The sequence below is a fragment of the Roseobacter sp. TSBP12 genome (assembly GCF_009129705.1).
GTDB classification, from domain to species: domain Bacteria; phylum Pseudomonadota; class Alphaproteobacteria; order Rhodobacterales; family Rhodobacteraceae; genus Celeribacter; species Celeribacter baekdonensis_A.
Genome location: NZ_PYIB01000047.1, coordinates 59,321 through 76,672 on the forward strand (window position 1 = coordinate 59,321; position 17,352 = coordinate 76,672).

At 58.5% G+C, this 17,352-nt stretch carries 16 protein-coding genes and 1 pseudogene; 13 read left to right on the plus strand and 4 right to left on the minus strand.

The annotated features are described in order from the left end of the window. Window positions 1–33: 33 nt before the first annotated feature. From C8029_RS14610 to C8029_RS14650, 9 genes are all read left to right on the plus strand, one after another. Complete coding sequence (locus C8029_RS14610) at window positions 34–1,782, plus strand: FAD-dependent oxidoreductase (RefSeq protein WP_152003160.1); 1,749 nt, start codon at window positions 34–36, stop codon at window positions 1,780–1,782. Further along, window positions 1,779–2,711: an NAD-dependent epimerase/dehydratase family protein gene (locus C8029_RS14615; RefSeq protein WP_152003161.1), complete on the plus strand. Its 933-nt coding sequence runs from the start codon at window positions 1,779–1,781 to the stop codon at window positions 2,709–2,711. The genes C8029_RS14610 and C8029_RS14615 overlap by 4 nt, the downstream gene beginning before the upstream one ends. Window positions 2,712–2,848: 137 nt before the next feature. Then, complete coding sequence (locus tag C8029_RS14620) at window positions 2,849–3,646, plus strand: shikimate dehydrogenase family protein (protein ID WP_152003162.1); 798 nt, start codon at window positions 2,849–2,851, stop codon at window positions 3,644–3,646. Between the two features lie 70 nt (window positions 3,647–3,716). Continuing rightward, entirely contained in the window at window positions 3,717–4,844 is a 1,128-nt protein-coding gene (locus C8029_RS14625; RefSeq protein WP_152003163.1) for an ABC transporter substrate-binding protein, read from the plus strand. Between the two features lie 129 nt (window positions 4,845–4,973). After that, a complete protein-coding gene (locus C8029_RS14630) occupies window positions 4,974–6,104 on the plus strand; it encodes an ABC transporter substrate-binding protein (protein WP_152003164.1) in 1,131 nt (376 codons plus the stop codon). Between the two features lie 85 nt (window positions 6,105–6,189). Continuing rightward, complete coding sequence (locus tag C8029_RS14635) at window positions 6,190–7,068, plus strand: branched-chain amino acid ABC transporter permease (protein ID WP_009572700.1); 879 nt, start codon at window positions 6,190–6,192, stop codon at window positions 7,066–7,068. After that, complete coding sequence (locus C8029_RS14640) at window positions 7,065–8,036, plus strand: branched-chain amino acid ABC transporter permease (RefSeq protein ID WP_152003165.1); 972 nt, start codon at window positions 7,065–7,067, stop codon at window positions 8,034–8,036. The genes C8029_RS14635 and C8029_RS14640 overlap by 4 nt, the downstream gene beginning before the upstream one ends. After that, window positions 8,036–8,785: an ABC transporter ATP-binding protein gene (locus C8029_RS14645; RefSeq protein ID WP_009572698.1), complete on the plus strand. Its 750-nt coding sequence runs from the start codon at window positions 8,036–8,038 to the stop codon at window positions 8,783–8,785. Before C8029_RS14640 ends, C8029_RS14645 begins: the two co-directional genes overlap by 1 nt. Before the next feature lies 1 nt (window position 8,786). Further along, complete coding sequence (locus C8029_RS14650) at window positions 8,787–9,518, plus strand: ABC transporter ATP-binding protein (RefSeq protein ID WP_198430614.1); 732 nt, start codon at window positions 8,787–8,789, stop codon at window positions 9,516–9,518. Between the two features lie 23 nt (window positions 9,519–9,541). Here C8029_RS14650 and C8029_RS14655 read toward each other — a convergent pair whose 3' ends face one another. Both C8029_RS14655 and C8029_RS14660 read right to left on the minus strand, forming a co-directional pair. Continuing rightward, window positions 9,542–10,318: an SDR family NAD(P)-dependent oxidoreductase gene (locus tag C8029_RS14655; RefSeq protein WP_152003166.1), complete on the minus strand. Its 777-nt coding sequence runs from the start codon at window positions 10,316–10,318 to the stop codon at window positions 9,542–9,544. Continuing rightward, the gene (locus C8029_RS14660) at window positions 10,319–12,010 is read right to left on the minus strand and encodes an FAD-dependent oxidoreductase (protein WP_152003167.1); all 1,692 of its coding nucleotides are present in this window, start codon (window positions 12,008–12,010) and stop codon (window positions 10,319–10,321) included. Between the two features lie 158 nt (window positions 12,011–12,168). Here C8029_RS14660 and C8029_RS14665 point away from each other — a divergent pair, with 158 nt between their 5' ends. From C8029_RS14665 to C8029_RS14675, 3 genes are all read left to right on the plus strand, one after another. Then, window positions 12,169–12,555 carry a cupin domain-containing protein gene (locus C8029_RS14665; protein ID WP_152003168.1) on the plus strand — a complete coding sequence of 129 codons (387 nt, stop codon included), beginning with the start codon at window positions 12,169–12,171 and terminating at the stop codon, window positions 12,553–12,555. A 47-nt stretch (window positions 12,556–12,602) separates the two neighbouring features. Further along, the gene (locus tag C8029_RS14670) at window positions 12,603–13,073 is read left to right on the plus strand and encodes a helix-turn-helix domain-containing protein (RefSeq protein ID WP_152003169.1); all 471 of its coding nucleotides are present in this window, start codon (window positions 12,603–12,605) and stop codon (window positions 13,071–13,073) included. An 81-nt stretch (window positions 13,074–13,154) separates the two neighbouring features. Next, window positions 13,155–13,721, plus strand: coding sequence for an NIPSNAP family protein (locus C8029_RS14675; protein ID WP_009572693.1), 567 nt, complete (start codon window positions 13,155–13,157; stop codon window positions 13,719–13,721). 11 nt (window positions 13,722–13,732) lie between these two features. Here the strand turns inward: C8029_RS14675 and C8029_RS14680 are convergent, their stop codons facing one another. Then, complete coding sequence (locus C8029_RS14680; RefSeq protein ID WP_152003170.1) at window positions 13,733–14,488, minus strand: SDR family NAD(P)-dependent oxidoreductase; 756 nt, start codon at window positions 14,486–14,488, stop codon at window positions 13,733–13,735. Window positions 14,489–14,667: 179 nt separating this feature from the next. Here C8029_RS14680 and C8029_RS14685 point away from each other — a divergent pair, with 179 nt between their 5' ends. Next, the gene (locus tag C8029_RS14685) at window positions 14,668–15,441 is read left to right on the plus strand and encodes an SDR family NAD(P)-dependent oxidoreductase (RefSeq protein ID WP_009572691.1); all 774 of its coding nucleotides are present in this window, start codon (window positions 14,668–14,670) and stop codon (window positions 15,439–15,441) included. 4 nt (window positions 15,442–15,445) lie between these two features. On the opposite strand, the pseudogene C8029_RS14690 reads toward C8029_RS14685, so the two are convergent. Next, window positions 15,446–17,331 (minus strand): annotated as a pseudogene (locus tag C8029_RS14690) (bifunctional sugar phosphate isomerase/epimerase/4-hydroxyphenylpyruvate dioxygenase family protein). Window positions 17,332–17,352: the final 21 nt, after the last annotated feature.

The window sequence follows — 17,352 nt, forward strand, 5'->3', positions numbered from 1 at the left end:
AAATAAAAGGCTTGAGCGCTCAGGGAGGACTCTATGCTAAAAGAATCGCGCTCTGGCGCACAGCTCGAAAATGGCGCCAGCTACGATGTGGTCGTTCTTGGGGCGGGGGCGGCAGGCCTGTCTGCCGCCGTGTTTGCGGCTCTTGAAGGCGTGCGCGTTTTGCTGGTGGAACGCACAGAATTCCTTGGAGGCACCTCGGCTTTGTCGGCGGCAACCACATGGGTGCCAAACACCCGGTTTCGTGATGAGTTGGGGGCGAAAGACAGCGAAGAGTCTGTTCTGGCGTTTCTGGATCGTGCCGTTGGGAACCGCGCGCCGCGTGCCCTGCGCGAGGCCTTTGTCAAACGCGGCCCCGGCGCGATCCATCGCCTTGAAGATGAGACAAACGTCCGGTTCCGGGGTCGTCCTTTCCATCCCGACTACTTGTTTGAACTCGAAGGCTCGACCGCCTTTGGTCGCGCGCTTGAGCCTGTGCCCTTTGACGGCGCGTTGCTGGGCGATGACCTAAAGCTTGTGCGTCCACCGATCCCGGAATTCACTATTTTGGGCGGGATGCAGATTGACCGTGATGACATCGCGCATTTGCTCAAGATGAAGAAAAGCCTGCATTCGCTGGCCTATTCGATCCGCATCGTCGCACGCTATTATTTGCGCAAATGGGCGCATGGTCGCGACACGCGTCTGTTGATGGGCAATGCGTTGATCGGGCGGTTTCTCTATGAGGCGCGCAAGCGTGGGGTTGAGATTGTCACCCAGACCAAAACCACAGGATTGACGCCCCTCGGAGAGGGAGCGTATCGGCTTACTTTGGAGCAAGGCGGGCAGTCTTTTGACATCACAGCGACCAAAGGGGTGGTGCTCGCCTCCGGCGGCTTTGCCCGTCACCCCGTCAAACGTCAGACCATGATGCCCGCGCCGACGCCGCGCGTGTCGCCTGCCGCGCCGGGGCATACGGGTGAGTTGCATGACATCGTTCTTGGGCTTGGTGCGCATTACTCTAACAGTGCGGCGCAGCCGTGTTACTGGGCGCCGGTGTCGATCCGCAAACGGGCGGACGGCACAGAAGCCGCGTTTCCACATTTCGTGTTGGACCGTTCGAAGCCGGGGATCATTTCGGTTGGGCGCGACGGCAAGCGGTTCGTCAATGAAAGCCGCAGCTATCATGAATTCGTCTCCGCCATGTATGCGGCCGACAAGGACGGGTCGCATATTCCGACGTTCCTCATTGCCGACGCGGCAGCGGCGCGTAAATACGGCATGGGCATGATCCATCCGGGGACCAGGGATTTTGGACCGTTCATCGCCGAAGGCTATCTGACCGAGGGGCGCGATCTGACTGATCTTGCCGCGCAACTTGGCATTGATGGCACAAACCTAGGCGCCACCGTGGCGCGGTTTAATGAGATGGCAAAGCAGGGCGTCGATCAGGATTTTCACCGCGGTGAAACCGTCTATGAGCGCGCCAATGGCGATGCCACGCATGACGGGCCGAACCCAACCCTGCGCCCGCTTGGCACGGGGCCGTATTATGCGGTCAAACTTTATCCGGGCGATATTGGCGCGGCTCAGGGTCTTGTTACCGATGAAAACGCCCGTTTGCTGACGGAAAATGGAGCCGTAATCGACGGGCTTTATGCCGCCGGGGCGGATATGAATTCGGTCATGGGCGGGGTCTATCCCGGCCCCGGCATCACCATTGGTCCGGGCATCGTTTTTGGCTCGATCGCGGCGACCCATGCCGCGCAGCGCAAGACCGCCCACACAGATCGGATGGCATCATGAGCCGCTGGCAAGACAAGCCAGTTTTGGTGACCGGCGGGACCGGATTTCTTGGGGCTTTCGTCGCGCGAGACCTCGTGGCCCAGGGGTTGCGCCCGCGGGTGTTTGATCGACATCCCAACGCCGAGACGCTTGATTTCGTGCGGGGCGGCCTGTCGCAGAGCTGTGAGATTGTTGCGGGCGATGTGACCCGGCGCGAGGACGTGGCACGGGGGATGGAAGGCTGTGGTGCGGTTGTCCACCTGGCCGGGCTGATGACCGTCGATTGCAAGGCCGATCCGCTGCGCGCCGCTCAGGTGAATCTCATCGGCAGTCAGACGGTGATGGATTTGGCGATCAAGAATGGCGTGGAGAGATTGGCCTACGCGTCGAGTTCGGCGGTTTATGGATCGGGGGAGGGCATCTTGCCAAATCCCGAAACGCTTTATGGCGTGCACAAACTGGCGATTGAGGGCATGGCGCGCTGTGCGTGGCTGGATCACGGCCTGCCAAGCGTCGGATTTCGCCCCTATATCGTCTATGGCCCCGGTGTGAGCAGGGGCATTGCAGCCGGGCCGTCGATTGCATTGCGGGCGGCTGCCCTTGGACAATCTGCCACAATTCATTTTTCCGGTCCCGTGGGATTTGTCCATGTCTCAGACGTTGCACGGGCCTTTGTGGCCGGGCTTTTTGACGCTTGGGAGGGGGCACAGGTCTATGACCTGCATGGGGTCTCGGCCACGGTTGATGACTTTATCTCAGCGCTCAAGCGGGCGGTGCCGGATGCCGCGGTTTCGGGCGAGGGGCCAAGGCTTAAAACACCCGCATTGCTCCAAGGAGGGGGCCATTCTGATTGGTTTGATGCGCTGCGTGTGACCTCTTTGGAGGAGGGGATTGCCACTACTTTGACCCATTGGCGCACGACCTCTGACATACAGGCTGCGTGTCTGTGAGCGGGCGACGGCCCCGACTTTGGAGTCTAGCGAATTGTCCAAGTTATATGGAGCGCCGTCCATTCTTAAATCGGCGAAGGATTGCAATTTTGAGGGCGAGGTGACGTTGCGTGAGGCGCGTCAGGGAGGAGGATGGGATGGACGTGACACTTACGGGGGAGACCGTGTTGTTTCCGATCGCCGGGGATCCGATTGCTCAGGTGAAATCGCCGGGCCTGTTGACGGAAATCCTTGTGGCGCGTGGGATCAATGGGCTTGTCATTCCGACGCATGTGACGGCGGCGGCCTATCCGGCCTTTGTGGCGGCGATGAAAACGACACATAATGTGCGCGGCTTGATCGCAACCGTACCCCATAAACAAGCCACGCTCGCGCTATGCGACCACCCCTCCGAACGTGCGCAATTCGCAGGTTCCGTCAACGTGATGCACAAGCGTGAGGACGGTACTTGGGAAGGCGATAACACCGATGGTCAGGGCTATCTGAACGGCGTTGCGGCCTGTGGCTATGAGGTTGCGGGCAAACGCGCGCTTTTGGTTGGTGTCGGCGGGGCGGGCGCTGCGATTGCATATGAAATCCTCGCGCGCGGTGCCGCTTATCTGGCGATTCACGATGCGGATGAGGCGCGCCGCGACGCCGCGATTGCACGGCTTGATACGCGGTTTCCCGGACAGGTCGGGGCCGGATCGGCAGACCCAACAGGGTATGATTTCATCGGTAATGCCACACCTGTGGGGATGCGCGAAGGCGATCCGCTGCCGATTGAGGCCGACAAATATCAAAGTCATCAATTCGTGGCCGACTGCATCACCAAACCAGAGATCACGCCGCAGCTTGCGATTGCACAGGCCAAAGGCTGCGCCACCATGCCCGGGCTTGGCATGTTCAACGCGCAAGCGGATCTTTTGGTGAACGCCATGACAGGAACACCATGACAGCAATGAAAGCGGGAAAACAAAACACATAGCCCCGTTTCAACGACCAGCATCAATCAGGGAGGATACTATGCTGAAAACGCTTCTGACAGGGACCGCGCTTGCCGCAGGTCTGGGATGGGCCGCACAGGCGGACACACTTAAAATTGCCAACATCGCCGAACTTTCGGGTGCCGGGGCCGCAGCTGGGTCGGTCTGGGCCGATGGGGTGCATTTGGCGATTGATGAGATCAACGAGACCGGCGGCATCCTTGGGATGCAGGTCGATATGTCGGAATACGACAGCCAAACCGACCCGCTGCAAAGCCGGGCCCTGGTGCAAAAAGCCATTGATGAGGGCGCATTTGCGCTGTTGGGGACGGTGTATTCCTCCTCGACCGTGGTCAACATGTTGGTCGCCCAGCAAAACGGCATCCCGCAATTCACCGGCTCCGAGGCCCCGTCGATCACCCAAAAAGGCAACCCCTATATTTTTCGCACCACCTTTGGCGCGCAAAAGGGCATGCCGAAAATCGGCACCTATCTCAAAGACGGTCTGGGGGTGAGCAAAGTGGCCATCGCTTGGGCCAATACGGAATATGGCAAGGGCGGCCATGATGCCTTTGTCGATGTGGCCAAAGAGATAGGGCTTGAGATCGTGTCTGATGTGCCCTCCGAGCAGGGCCAGGCGGATTTTTCCGCCGATATTCTCAAGATCAAAAACACTGGCGCTGAAGCCGTGTTTATTTATCTGACCGAAGAGGAAAGCGCGCGGTTTTTGATTGAGGCCAAAAAGCAAGGTCTCAACATTCCGATGGTGGGCGACACGGTTTTGGCGTCGCAAAAGGTCATCGACCTGTCCGGGGGAGCCGCCGAGGGTGCCTTGGGTCATGTCGCACTTTCGGCGGACGCCCCCGTGCCGCTGTTGCAGGCGATGAGCGCGAAGTTCACCGAGCGGTTTGGCTATCGCCCCGATCACAACGCGATCAAAGGCTATATCGGTGCCTATGCGATCAAATACGGCACGGAGATCGTTGGCGAGGCGGACAGCCAAAAACTGACGGATGCATTGCATGGCACCTGTCTGGATGCGGCCACTTATCCCGGCGTTTTGATGGACATTTGCTGGGATGAAACCGGCGAAGTGTCGCGCGAAAGTTTCATGGTTGAAGTCAAAAACGGCGCACAGGACATCACGACCATTCTGCCGCCGAACTGAGACAGGCCACCCGCCCCGCGCCTCATATGACGGGGCGCGGGGTGATCCGGCAAAGGCGCGCTATGACGCCAGCCGATTGCACAGCTCTGATGATCCAAATCATCAGGGGAACACATGGGAGGAATGGATATGAAACGTAGAGTTTTTACGGGTGTGAGCCTGAGCGTCATGATGATGGCGATGTCCGCGCATGCTGAGATGGTGAAAATCGCTAATATTGCGGAACTGTCGGGACCTGGGGCTGCCGCAGGGTCGGTGTGGTCCGACGGCGTGGATCTTGCGATTGATGAGATCAATGCACAGGGTGGAATCCTCGGGATGCAGGTTGATATGTCAAAATACGACACACAAACCGACCCACAGGTGAGCCGCGCCTTGGTGCAAAAGGCCATTGATGAGGGCGCATTTGCGCTGCTGGGGACGGTGTATTCCTCCTCGACCGTGGTCAACATGTTGGTCGCCCAGCAAAACGGCATCCCACAATTCACCGCCTCCGAGGCCCCGTCGATCACGCAAAAGGGCAACCCCTATATTTTCCGCACCAATTGGGGTGCGCAAAAGGGCATGCCCAAAATCGCGACCTATCTCAAGGATCAGCTTGGGGTGAGCAAAGTGGCCGTCGCTTGGGCCAATACGGAATTTGGCAAAGGCGGCCATGACAGTTTCGTTGAAAACGTCAAAGCAGTCGGTTTGGACGTTGTGGCGGATGTGCCCTCTGAACAGGGCCAAGCGGATTTTTCCGCCGATGTTTTGAAGATCAAAAACTCCGGCGCTGAGGCGGTTTTCATCTACCTCACCCAAGAAGAAGCCGCACGGTTCCTGATGGAAGCTGTCAAACAGGGTCTCGACATTCCGCGCATTGGCGACAGTGTTTTGACCTCTGAGAAGGTCATTGATCTTGCGGGTCCGGCGGCCAATGGCGCCAAAAGCCATGCCGCCCTCACCATCGCCGCCTCTGATCCTTTGGTGCAAGAGTTCGCGGCAAAATTTTCTAAGCGCTTCGGTTATAGCCCCGATTACAACGGGATGAAGGGCTATATCGGTGCGTATACGATCAAATATGGCACGGAAATGGTCGGCGAAGTGAACAGTCAAAAACTCGCCGATGTTGTGCACGGGCTGTGTCTTGATGCCAAGACCTACCCTGGCGTTTTGATCGACATGTGCTGGGACGACGTCGGTGAAGTGTCGCGCCAAAGCTACATGGTGGAAGTCAAGGGCGGCCGTGAAACGGTCTCCGAGGTTCTCCCCGCCAACTGAGGTTCGCAACGCATGCGGCACCGCTCCGCGACCTCTGTTCCATCGGAGCAGAGGGTCTTTTAACACTAAACGGGAAGGAATGGCGATGGCCGAACTCCTGCAAATCCTCATATCGGGCCTGTCGTCCGGTGCGATTTATGCCTTGGCCGCCGTGGGGTTCACCCTGTTGTGGCAGGCCTCGCAAACCATCAACTTCGCGCAGGGCGAATTTGTCATGTTGCCTGCCTTTTTCGTGTTGGCGGGGATGACTTTGTTTGGACTGCCGCTTTGGGCGGCCATCCTGACCGCCTTTGTGCTGTCGATCGTGATCCTTGGCGCGATGTTCAAAAAGCTGGTGGTAGAGCCGATGCTGCCGCATGGCACGATGCCTTTGGTGATCGCCACCATTGCACTGGGGCTTTTGATGAAAGAAAGCGTCAAGGAATTTTATTCCGCCCAAGGTCAGCCCTTTCCATCGCTGTTTCCGCAGCATGTGATGAATGTCTTTGGCGCGTCGGTGTCGGTTCAGGATCTCTGTAACCTTGCCGTGGCCTTTGCCGCGATCATCGCTTTGCAATTGTTTTTGCAACGCACCCGGACGGGTCGCGCCATGCAAGCCACCGCGCAAGATCCGCGCGTGGCCGAAATCCTTGGCGTCGATGTGAAACGGATGGTGATGTACACGTTTTTGATCAACGGTGCCTTGGCCGCCATCGCATCGATCCTGATTTCGCCGGTCTATCTGGCCAAATTCTCCAACGGGGAAACGCTTGGTATGATTGCCTTTATCGCGGCCATCGTCGGCGGGTTTAACCAAATCCGAGGCGCGCTGGTCGGCGGGCTTTTGATTGGCGTTCTGGACAATCTTGCCGCGGTTTACATCTCTGCCGAATATCGCACGGCAATCCCGCTTATCCTGCTCATCGTCATCATCATGGTGCGCCCACAAGGCATCATGGGCACGTCCGAAGGGAGGACCGTATGACCGCTTTCCGCATTCTTTTCCTGATCACTTTTAGTGTGGCTCTCCTGTTCGCACCGATCGGGCAGAGCAACTACATCATCTATATCCTGTGTTCCTGGCTGATCTTTTCGATCTCCGCCATGGGGCTGAATCTGACGCTCGGATACGCCGGCCAAATCAGTTTGGCGCAGGCCGCATTCATGGGGATCGGGGCCTATGTCACGGCACTTTTGACCATGGCGGGCATACATTGGCTCGTCGCGGTGTTTTGCTCGATCTCCGCGACCTTCTTGATCGGTCTGGCTTTGGGCTACCCGGCGCTTCGGGTCCAACACCATTTTCTGGCCTTCGTCACACTTGCCTTCAATGCGCTCGTCTTTCTGGTCTTGCGCAACGAGGAATGGCTTACAGGCGGCTCGCTGGGCCTTGTCGGCATCCCGCGCCCGGTGTTCGGCCCTTTCGACACCATGAAGCAACTGCCGTTCTATTACTTTACGGTTGTGTGTTTCCTGGTGACGGCGGGCGCGATGGCATGGATGTTGCATTCGCCTTGGGGTCGCGCGTTCAAAGCGCTGCGCGAAAATCCGATCCGGGCTAATTCCTTGGGTCTCAACACAACCCGCATGACGCTTTTGGCCTTTGCCATCGGTTCGTCCATGGCCGGTCTGGCCGGTGCGCTGCAAGCGCCCTTGGTGCAGTTCATCGAACCCGGCTCGTTCACGTTGATCCTGTCGCTTAAAATCCTGCTCATGGTAATTGTCGGCGGCTCTGGTTATTTCTTCGGTCCCATTCTTGGCGCGGCTCTTGTCGTGCTGTTGCCGGAAATGCTGCGCTTTACCGATGGCTATTACCTCATCATCTACGCGCTTCTGGTGCTTGTGGTCATGATCTTCTCACCGCAGGGGCTTTTAGGGCTTGGGCGTAAACTCCTGATCGCGATGAAACCTCGCAAAGAGCGCGGCGATCTCAAACAGGGAGCACAGTTGTGATGCAAACTGAAACCGTTCTATCGGTCAAAGACATGACCAAACATTTCGGACCGATCAAAGCCGTCAATGGTGTCTCATTCGAGGTGAAAAAGGGCGAAATTCTGGGCCTTATTGGTCCGAATGGCTCCGGCAAATCGACGCTGTTCAACTGTATTCTCGGACAACTGGCGCCCAGTTCGGGCACGGTTCAGATCAACGGCAAATCTGTCGCGGGCGCACAGGCGCATGATCTCAACCGGCTTGGCGTTGGCCGCACCTTCCAACAGCTTTCAGTGTTTCCACAAATGTCGGTGATCGAGAACATCATCATGGCGGGTCAAGAGCACCATGGCACGATGTTCACCCGGCTGTTCGGCAAATCGGACGCGGGGCTGACCGGCGCTGCAGAGGATATGATCGAATTCTTCCGTCTCGGGCATCTGCGCGACGAGATGGCGGGGTCCTTGTCCTATGGCCAACAAAAGCTGTTGGATGCGGCTATGGCGTTTATGGCAGGGCCGGGGTTGGTGTTGCTTGATGAGCCGGCGGGCGGGGTCAATCTGACCATGCTGCAATATCTCAAAGAGCGTTTGATCACCTACAACCGCGAACATGGCACCACCTTTGTGGTCATCGAGCACAACATGGAATTCGTGATGTCGCTGTGCACGCGGATCATCGTGTTGGCCGAAGGCGAAATCATCGCCGAAGGCGCGCCCGAGGACATCCGCGCAAATCAAAACGTCATCGATGCATATCTGGGAGGCTGACATGTCGGCAATGTTGGAACTGAAAAACCTCTACGGGGGCTATGGCAAAATCACCATTCTCAATGGCACGACATTTTCCATCCCGCGCGGTACGATCACCACGGTGATCGGCCCGAACGGGGCGGGGAAATCGACAGTGTTCAAAGCCATTTTTGGGATGCTGGATATTCAATCCGGCTCCATCATGTTTGATGGCGAAGACGTGACGCGTTCGACGCCGAAACAGATGATCGGTCATGGCGTCACCTATGTGCCGCAGGGCCGCAATGTCATCCCGCAGCTTTCTGTGTGGCACAATCTGGAAATGGGCGGGATCACCTCCTCCGATCAACCGAGCGTGAAACGGCGGATGGAGCTGGTCATGGATCAGTTCCCGATGCTGCGCAAATTCAAAGACCGCAAGGCGATTGAATTGTCGGGCGGACAGCAAAAACAGCTCGAAATCGCACGCTCGCTGCTGCTTGATCCGAAACTTGTGCTGATTGATGAACCCTCGATCGGCCTGTCGCCCAATCTGGTGCAGGAGGTGTTTGAAACCCTGAAAACCCTGCGCGACGAGGGTGTGACGATCCTGATGGTCGAACAGAACGCCAAAGCCGCACTCGCGATGTCGGATGACGGGATCGTGTTGGAACTGGGACAAATGCGGATGCACGAGCGGGCCGATGTTTTGCTGGGCGATCCCAGAGTGGGCCAGCTTTTCCTTGGTGGTCACATGGAGGAGGTGGCGTAATCGCCACCCCCACCTTCTTGACGTTATTCCGTATATCCTGGGCGGGGGACGCTCCCCATCAAGGTTTGGCTCAGCCCCCCGTCCACCACAATCTCTTGACCGTTGATATAGGACGCCCGCGCCGAGGCGAGGAAAACGGCCGTATTGGCCATGTCTTGTGCGGTGCCGATGCGCCCGGTGGGCACTCGGCGCTCGCGTGCGGCTTTGACCTCAAGATTGGCATAGAACGGCTCGGACATCGGAGTCAGAACCAGACCGGGCGAGACCACGTTCGAGCGCACGCCCTTTGGTCCCCATTCATAGGCCAGCGCCCGCGACAACATCGCCACACCGGCCTTGCCGGGCGAATAAGCGCCCGAAAAGGGCTGCGGCTGACTGGCAGAAATCGAGGCGACATGGACCAAAGCCCCGGCGCCTTTGGAGATCATTTGTTGGCCAAAGCTCTGAGCGGTGAGGAAACAGCCATCCAAGTTGACCTTGAGCATGGCTTGCCAATCCTCAATCGCCAGATCCTCAAGCGGACCCGGGCGCAGGATACCAGCATTGTTCACCAACACATCCGCGCCACCAAGTTTGGCGATGTGATCCGCCGCCGCCTCAACAGAGCGCAGGTCGGACACGTCACAGCCAAAACCATATCCTCCGACTGCATGGGCCGCCGCTTCGGCCTCCTCTGCGCGGTAATCGAGGGCCACCACCGTGGCCCCCAAGGCTTTGAATGCATCCAACATGGCGCGGCCAATCCCGCCCGATCCGCCGGTGACGACGACGATTTGACCTGTGAAATCAATCCAGCTCATTTATGCCACTCCCGCCAGATGACGGCCAGTTATATAGCCAAAGGTCAGCGCCGGGCCGAGCGTGATCCCCGCACCGGGGTAGTTGCCGCCCATGATCGAAGCGCGGTCATTGCCCACTGCGTAAAGCCCGCCGATGGGCGTGCCTTGGGTGTCGAGAACCTGTCCCTCGACGGTCGTTGCCAGCCCGTCAAACGTGCCCAGATCGCCCATGACGAGTTTGAGCGCATAGAATGGCCCCTCGGTGATCGGCGCAACGCAAGGGTTCGGACCCACGTCGGGGTCTGCAAGATAGCGGTTGAAACTGGTGGCCCCACGGCCAAATTCGGGGTCCGCGCCGCGCACGGCATCCTTGTTGTAGGTGGCAATCGTCGCCGCCAACCCTTTGGCGTCTATCCCTGCGTTTCGCGCCAAATCGGCAAGCGTCTTGCCGGAGACAAGATAGCCATTCTTCAGATAGGGCGCGAGCGGCACCGGGGCGGGTTTTGCAAAGCCAAGTCCGTATTTACGGATCGTCGGACGGTCTGCAATCAGCCAACAGGCGGTCTCTGTCTCGCCCTCGCAGGCCTTGATCATCGCGGCACCGACATCGTGATAGCTGGCACTTTCATTGGTAAAGCGTTTGCCGGATTTCAACACGCCGATGATGCCCGGTTTGTAACGGTCAATCAGATGCGGAAAGGGTTTGAACCCGGTTTTTGTGGGCACTTTCGAGACGGGCATCCAGGCGGAGGTTTCCGGGAACCGCACCTCGAACTGACCGCCGACGGTGCGGCCAAGATCAATGCCGTCGCCGGTGTTGTCTTTGGGCACGGGCGAGAGATGTTCGCCGCCGCGTTTGAGATGCGGATAGGCCTCGCGGATTTTTGCAATGTCATGGGCAAAGCCCCCTGCGGCCAAGACCACGCCTTTGCGCGCCCGCACAATCACATCGCCCATCTGACCTTTGACCTTGGCGCCGACAACCGCCCCGTGTTCGGTCAAAAGGTCCCGTGCGGGGCTGTCGGTGTAGATCGGAATGTTCAGATCAAAACAGCTTTTCGCCAAACGCGCGGCCAAGGCATTGCCCGAGGTCACATGCGTGCCGCGACCATAGCGGACCACTTCGGCGGCATGCGCGGCAAGGCGTTTGGCGACATAGGCGAAAGAGCGCACACTTTTGGTCGCGTTAAAGAAATGTTTGATGTCGGCATTCGAGGAATTGAACATCATCCCCATGAAGGTGATCGTCGACAACGGCGGGCGCAGGCGTTTGAGGTTGTCCCCCAAGGCGCTGGTGTCATAGGGTGTTGCTGTCAGCGAACGACCCACGTCGGCCCCACCCGGCGCATCCGGGTGATAGTCGGGATAAAGCGAGGGGCTGAATTTGACCTCGGTTTCGCGTTCGAAAAACGCAAGCATTTCGGCACCGGTGTCGAGATAGGCATTCACCGCGCTTTCATCATAAAAATTTCCGGTCTCGTGTTTCATATATTCGCGCGCCTGTGCGATGTCGTCCGGCGGGCAATTGGGATTGCCGGGTATCCAAACAACGCCACCGGAAAAGGCGGTTGTCCCACCAAAGACCGGGGCTTTTTCGATAATGATGACATCAAGCCCCTGTTTGGCGGCGGTGATGGCGGTGGCCATCCCACCGGCCCCCGACCCGATGACAAGTACATCGCATTCCGTGCCATCCCTGAGACGCGTTTGCATGATTTCTCCTCCTTTTGTGCGGCGCGGATCAGCCGCCTCCCATGGTTGAGATATGGCAAATGCCCTGTGTCACGCGAATGGACGGACGCCGATATTCATTGCACTATTCACAGGTGCTCCCGGGGGAGGAACTGGGAGCAAAGAGGAGGATACACCCCATGCTGATCTCAGCAGAGCAACCGATTCCGCGCTACTATCTCTACGGAGATACCCTTGCGGAGGTGGAGCTTGACTTCATTCACGTTGAACCGATCCGCGATCGGTCCGGCGCCAATGATTGGACAATTCGCGCCCATGCGCATCCAGATCACGTCCAGCTTTTGTTCGTGGAACGCGGCGGTGGCGAGATCCAGATCGAAGCCCGGACCTATGCAATCCCCGTGCCTGCAATGGTGGTCATCCCAGTGGCAATGGTGCATGAAATCCGGTTTTTGCCGGGCACGGATGGCTTTGTGATCACTGCCGCCTGCACCTACGCCAAGGCAACGACCCAAGGCGACGCGCGCTTTGCCGACGCTTTGGAGCATCCCGCGGCCTATGCCTGATTGAGGGTGACCCAAATTGCGGCACCTTGCGCGAGAGTTTTGAGTGGATGCGGCGCGAATATACGTGGAATGCGCCGGGGCGGCGCTTGGCGATCAAGGCGCAGTTCGAGCGTATTCTCGTGGCGCTGATGCGGTTGCGGCTTGAGGTTGGGGCAGAGGAAACCCAGCGCGTGGACCGCGATTATGACCTCCTGTGCCGATACCGCGAAATCTTGGAGACCCATTTCAAATCCGAAAAGGGGCTTGAATTTTATGCTTCCAAACTGGGCGTTTCCATCCAAAGGCTCAATCTGGCCTGCAAGGCACGGGTGGGCAAAACCGCCTCACAGCTTTTGCATGAACGGGTGGTGATCGAGGCCAAGCGGTGTTTGATCTATATGACGATGACCGTGGCCGAGGTGGGATATGATCTTGGGTTCGAAGACCCGGCCTATTTTTCGCGCTTCTTTTCGCAACGTGTGGGTCAACCGCCCGGCGCCTATCGCGAGACCTATCAAACAGAGCGGCAAAAGGCGTGAATCGTCCAAGTCAAACCGCGCTCTCTACATGTTTTCCCGGTGCCAGCCGTGGAATTGTCCAAGCGCAATGTGGAGGATGATATGATTTACGAATTGCGGGTCTATGACCTCAAACCCGGAACCGGGTCAGAGTATCTGGCGCTGTTGATGCGCACGGGGATGAAGGCGCTGACCTCTCATTTGCCGATGGCGGGATATTGGTTGACCGACACTGGCGCGCTCAACCGGCTCTACCATTTGTGGATTTACGAAAGCCTTGAGGAACGCGCCGCAGCGCGGGTTGGGTTTGCGGCGAACCGTGACTGGATCGAGGGGTTCGTGCCATATGGTTTTCCGCTCATCGTCGCGCAGCGCAATATGATGATGACCCGGATTGAGGGAAGTGTTGCCTTGGACGCGGCGGAGGCGGGACGCAAAACCCAGCACCCGAATGACACGATCGGCCCGCTGTTTGCGCCGGGTCTTCAAAGTCTGACCTTTGGCAAAGAGGTGCAAAGCGATGAGCCCTTGGTCGCTCGCTGGCGGGTGATGTCCGGTGAAACTCCGGGCGAGACCGTCACGCTGTGGGGTGGCGATCCGATGGCCACATCACAAGGCGCGACGCGCCACGAAATCCTGCGTCCGATTGCGGTTTCTCCGCTGCGTTAAAGATCATCGCGCTAAAGATCCTCTGCGGCCCCATAGGCCATCCAACCGGCATCGACCGAAAGCACGGTGCCAGTGATGGCAGAGGCGGCATCGGAGGCGAGAAAGGCAATGGCTTCGCCAATTTCAGACGGGTCGATCATCCTCCCCAATGGGGTCCGTCTGAGGATCTTGTCTTTGGCCAAAAGCCCATCCCGGATCAGCCCGCGCACAAGATCGGTGGCGACATAGCCGGGGGCCACCGCGTTGACACGAATGCCTTGACGGCCCCATTCGGCGGCCATGGATTTTGTCATCGCCACAAGCCCTGCCTTGGCCGCGCCATAGGCATTGCGCCGGGGCAGGCCGGTGAGGGCGGCGATGGAGGCGAGGTTGACAATCGCCCCGCCACGCCCGCTGCCGATCATGCCGCGTGCAACCTCGCGGCTCATCAAAAAGCTGCCCGCAAGATGGATATCGAGCAAACGCCGGACATGGGCGAGGGTTTGATCGACTGTCGGCGTATTGACGTCGCCAAGACCTGCGTTGTTGACCAAAATGTCGACCGGGCCAATCTCATTCAAGGTCGAGATCACCGCCCGCTCGTCGGTCACATCGACCGCAAGGCCAAGATGATCCGCCCCCAATTCGCCTGCGCGGTGCTGGGCCAGATCGCCGTTTAGATCAAGCAGGGCCACACGGGCACCCCGCGCGGCGAAAAGGTTGGCAGTGGCCCAGCCGATGCCTGCGGCCCCGCCGGTGATGACAACTGTTTTGCCTTTGAAGTTCATCTGCATGCCTCCCCTATGCGACTGCGATACGTTGAGGGAATTTGACGGGTGGCGCGATGCACGAGGCGTGAAAAATCTTGGATATTTACGAAAGGTTTAAGGCTCTTAGGGAAATGTCCATTGTTGCCCCTTATGGGGTTTGAAATTCTGTCCTCCAACGCGCGACAGGGAGGACGATCATGCGGATTATGTTGACAGGTGGAAGCGAGGGCATTGGGGGTGCGACATTGCGCCAGATGGCACGAGAGGCACAGGCTGCGGGCCGCCCTGCAAAAATTGTGACAACCGCATCGGGGCGCAATCCCGTCCCCGCGGCATTGATTGCCGATCTTGAACGCTACGGGGCCGAGGTCTTGTTTTTGACGGGAGATTTGGGAGACGCCGAGGTTGCGCGCGATATCGCGGCAAAGGCGCTTGGGTTTCTGGGCGGGCTGGATGTGTTTGTCTCAAACGCCGGGGCCGGCAAGCCCGCGCCCTTGGCCGAGCAATCGCTTGAGGAATGGGACCGCATGTTCAATCTCAATGTGCGCTCAACCTTCGTTCTGGCACAGGCGTTTTATCCCGCGCTCAAGGCGTCCAAGGGCACGATTGTTGTCGTCGCGTCGATGTCGGGGATGCAAGCGCATCTGGGTCAGGCGGCCTACGCACCTGCCAAGGCTGCGGTGATTTCACTGGTGGAAAATCTGGCGATGGAATGGGCGTCCGATGGCATTCGGGTCAATGCGGTGGCCCCGGGGATGATCCGCACGCCTCTGACGGCGGCAATCTATGCCAAGGAAGGGTTGGAGCAAGCCCGCGCGCAAAGAGTGCCTTTGGGCCGGGTGGGGCGGCCTGAAGACATCGCCGCCATCGTCGCCTTTTTGGCCGGGGACGGTGCCGCCTATGTCACGGGCCAGACCCTTTTGGCCGATGGCGGCGTGTCGGCGACAGGGCTGAACAACCTGCCGAGCTGATCGGTCAGCGCAACGGCATACCTTTTGGGCGCAGGCGCCGTTTTTGGGCGGCAATACGGAACGGCGCGTTCGGCGCGCCAAATCCCATGTAGCTTCCACGTTGAAGGATTTCAAAGAACAACCCACCGGCGAAACTGCCGGAATAGAGCTGAAAGAACTCGCCTTTCTCATCGCGATCATAGAGTACATGTGCGGCTTTCATTTTCTCAAGAAGACCCGGCGGGAAATCGAACCGTGCGGCGAGATCGTCGTAATAGTTGGGGGAAATCGGCAAGGGCGCAAAACCGCGCCCTGCCAATTTTGCGGCGGTGTCAAAAATATCAGCCGTTGCCAACGCGATGTGTTGCACCGAAGCGCCAAAGGTGTCGGCCAGAAACTGTCCCGCCAAAGTGCGATGCGTGTCCGCGCCGTTGAGGGTGATGCGAAACGCCCCATCGCGGGTTTCGATCACTTGCGAGCGCACCAACCCGTCAGGTCGATCACATCGACCATCGGGCTTTTCTCGACATCAAAAATGGCGGTGTAGAACAGGGTCCAACTCAGCATATCCTCATAGCTCATCGTCTGGGCGATATGGTCGATATGCATCAGACCGACCCCGGTCAAATCGGGTGCATCTGCGACCTTGAATTCCACCTCCCAGACCCGATCCAGACCCGTCTCTTTGTCGATGAAATGCATCACAGAGCCGCCAAGGCCCCGGATCGCCGGAATGTCCAATTCGCCAATGTCGAGGTCTTGGGAAAAACTCTGTGCCCCCGTGGCTGTGGCGCGGGTGATCACGTCCTGTGCGGAGTTGACCAGAATGCCAAGATCGCAAACGGTCGTGCCCCGCGCATTGTAGGCATGGGCGGCGTGGCCGTCGGTTTCCTCATTGATGACAAGGCGGATGTCGCCCTGTTGCCACAGTGTGACGGCTTTGTTGCGATGGGTGGCGGCGCGGGCAAACCCGAGGGTTTTGAGCAGCTCGCTCAGGGTTTCGGCCTCTTTGCCGCGGGTGGCAAATTCGACGAAGGACACGCCTTCGGGCTTGACGCGCTGGGGCAGGGCGGGCAGGTCGAGTTTGAGGCCCGGTTCGGCGCGATGCACATCATCCATCAAGGCGATGAGGGAGCGATAGCCATCATTGGCCACTTGTTTGGTGTTGGAGCCACGGAAATGGTCGTTGAAAATCTCCAACGAAATCGGCCCCGTATAGCCCGCCGCCATGACGGCGCGGGTGAATCCCGTCACATCAAGATCGCCCTCGCCGGGCATATTGCGAAAGTGGCGCGACCAATAGAGCAGGTCCATGTCGATCAGCGGCGCATCGGCCATCTGAACGAAAAAGATTTTGTCGCCGGGGATCGAGCGGATGCTGTCGGGCGCGGTTTTGCGCGCCAGTGTGTGAAAACTGTCGAGGATGATGCCGATGTTCGGGTGATCCGCCCGGCGCACGATTTCCCAAGCGTCGCGGTGATCGTTCACATGTTTGCCCCAACACAGCGCCTCATAGCCCACACGCAGACCGCGTTTTGCGGCCCGTTCGCCCAGCTCGCGAAAATCGGCTGCGGCACGGTCAATCCCGCCCAAAGCCTGTGGATGGCACGACGAACAGACCAACACCAAATCGGTGCCAAGTTCCTGCATGAGATCGAATTTGCGCTCGGCCCGGTCAAAGGCCTTGGCGCGCAGGGGTTCGGGCAGACCTTCGAAATCGCGGAAGGGTTGGAACAGGGAAATTTCCAACCCGTGATCGCGGATCATATTGCCCACATCACGCGGGCTGCCGTCAAAGGCGATGAAGTCTTGCTCGAAAATCTCGATCCCATCAAACCCGGCCGCCGCAATGGCGTCGAGTTTTTCGCGCAGATCGCCGGAAACAGAAACGGTCGCAATCGAGGTTTTCATGGCAGGCTCCTTGGACAGCTT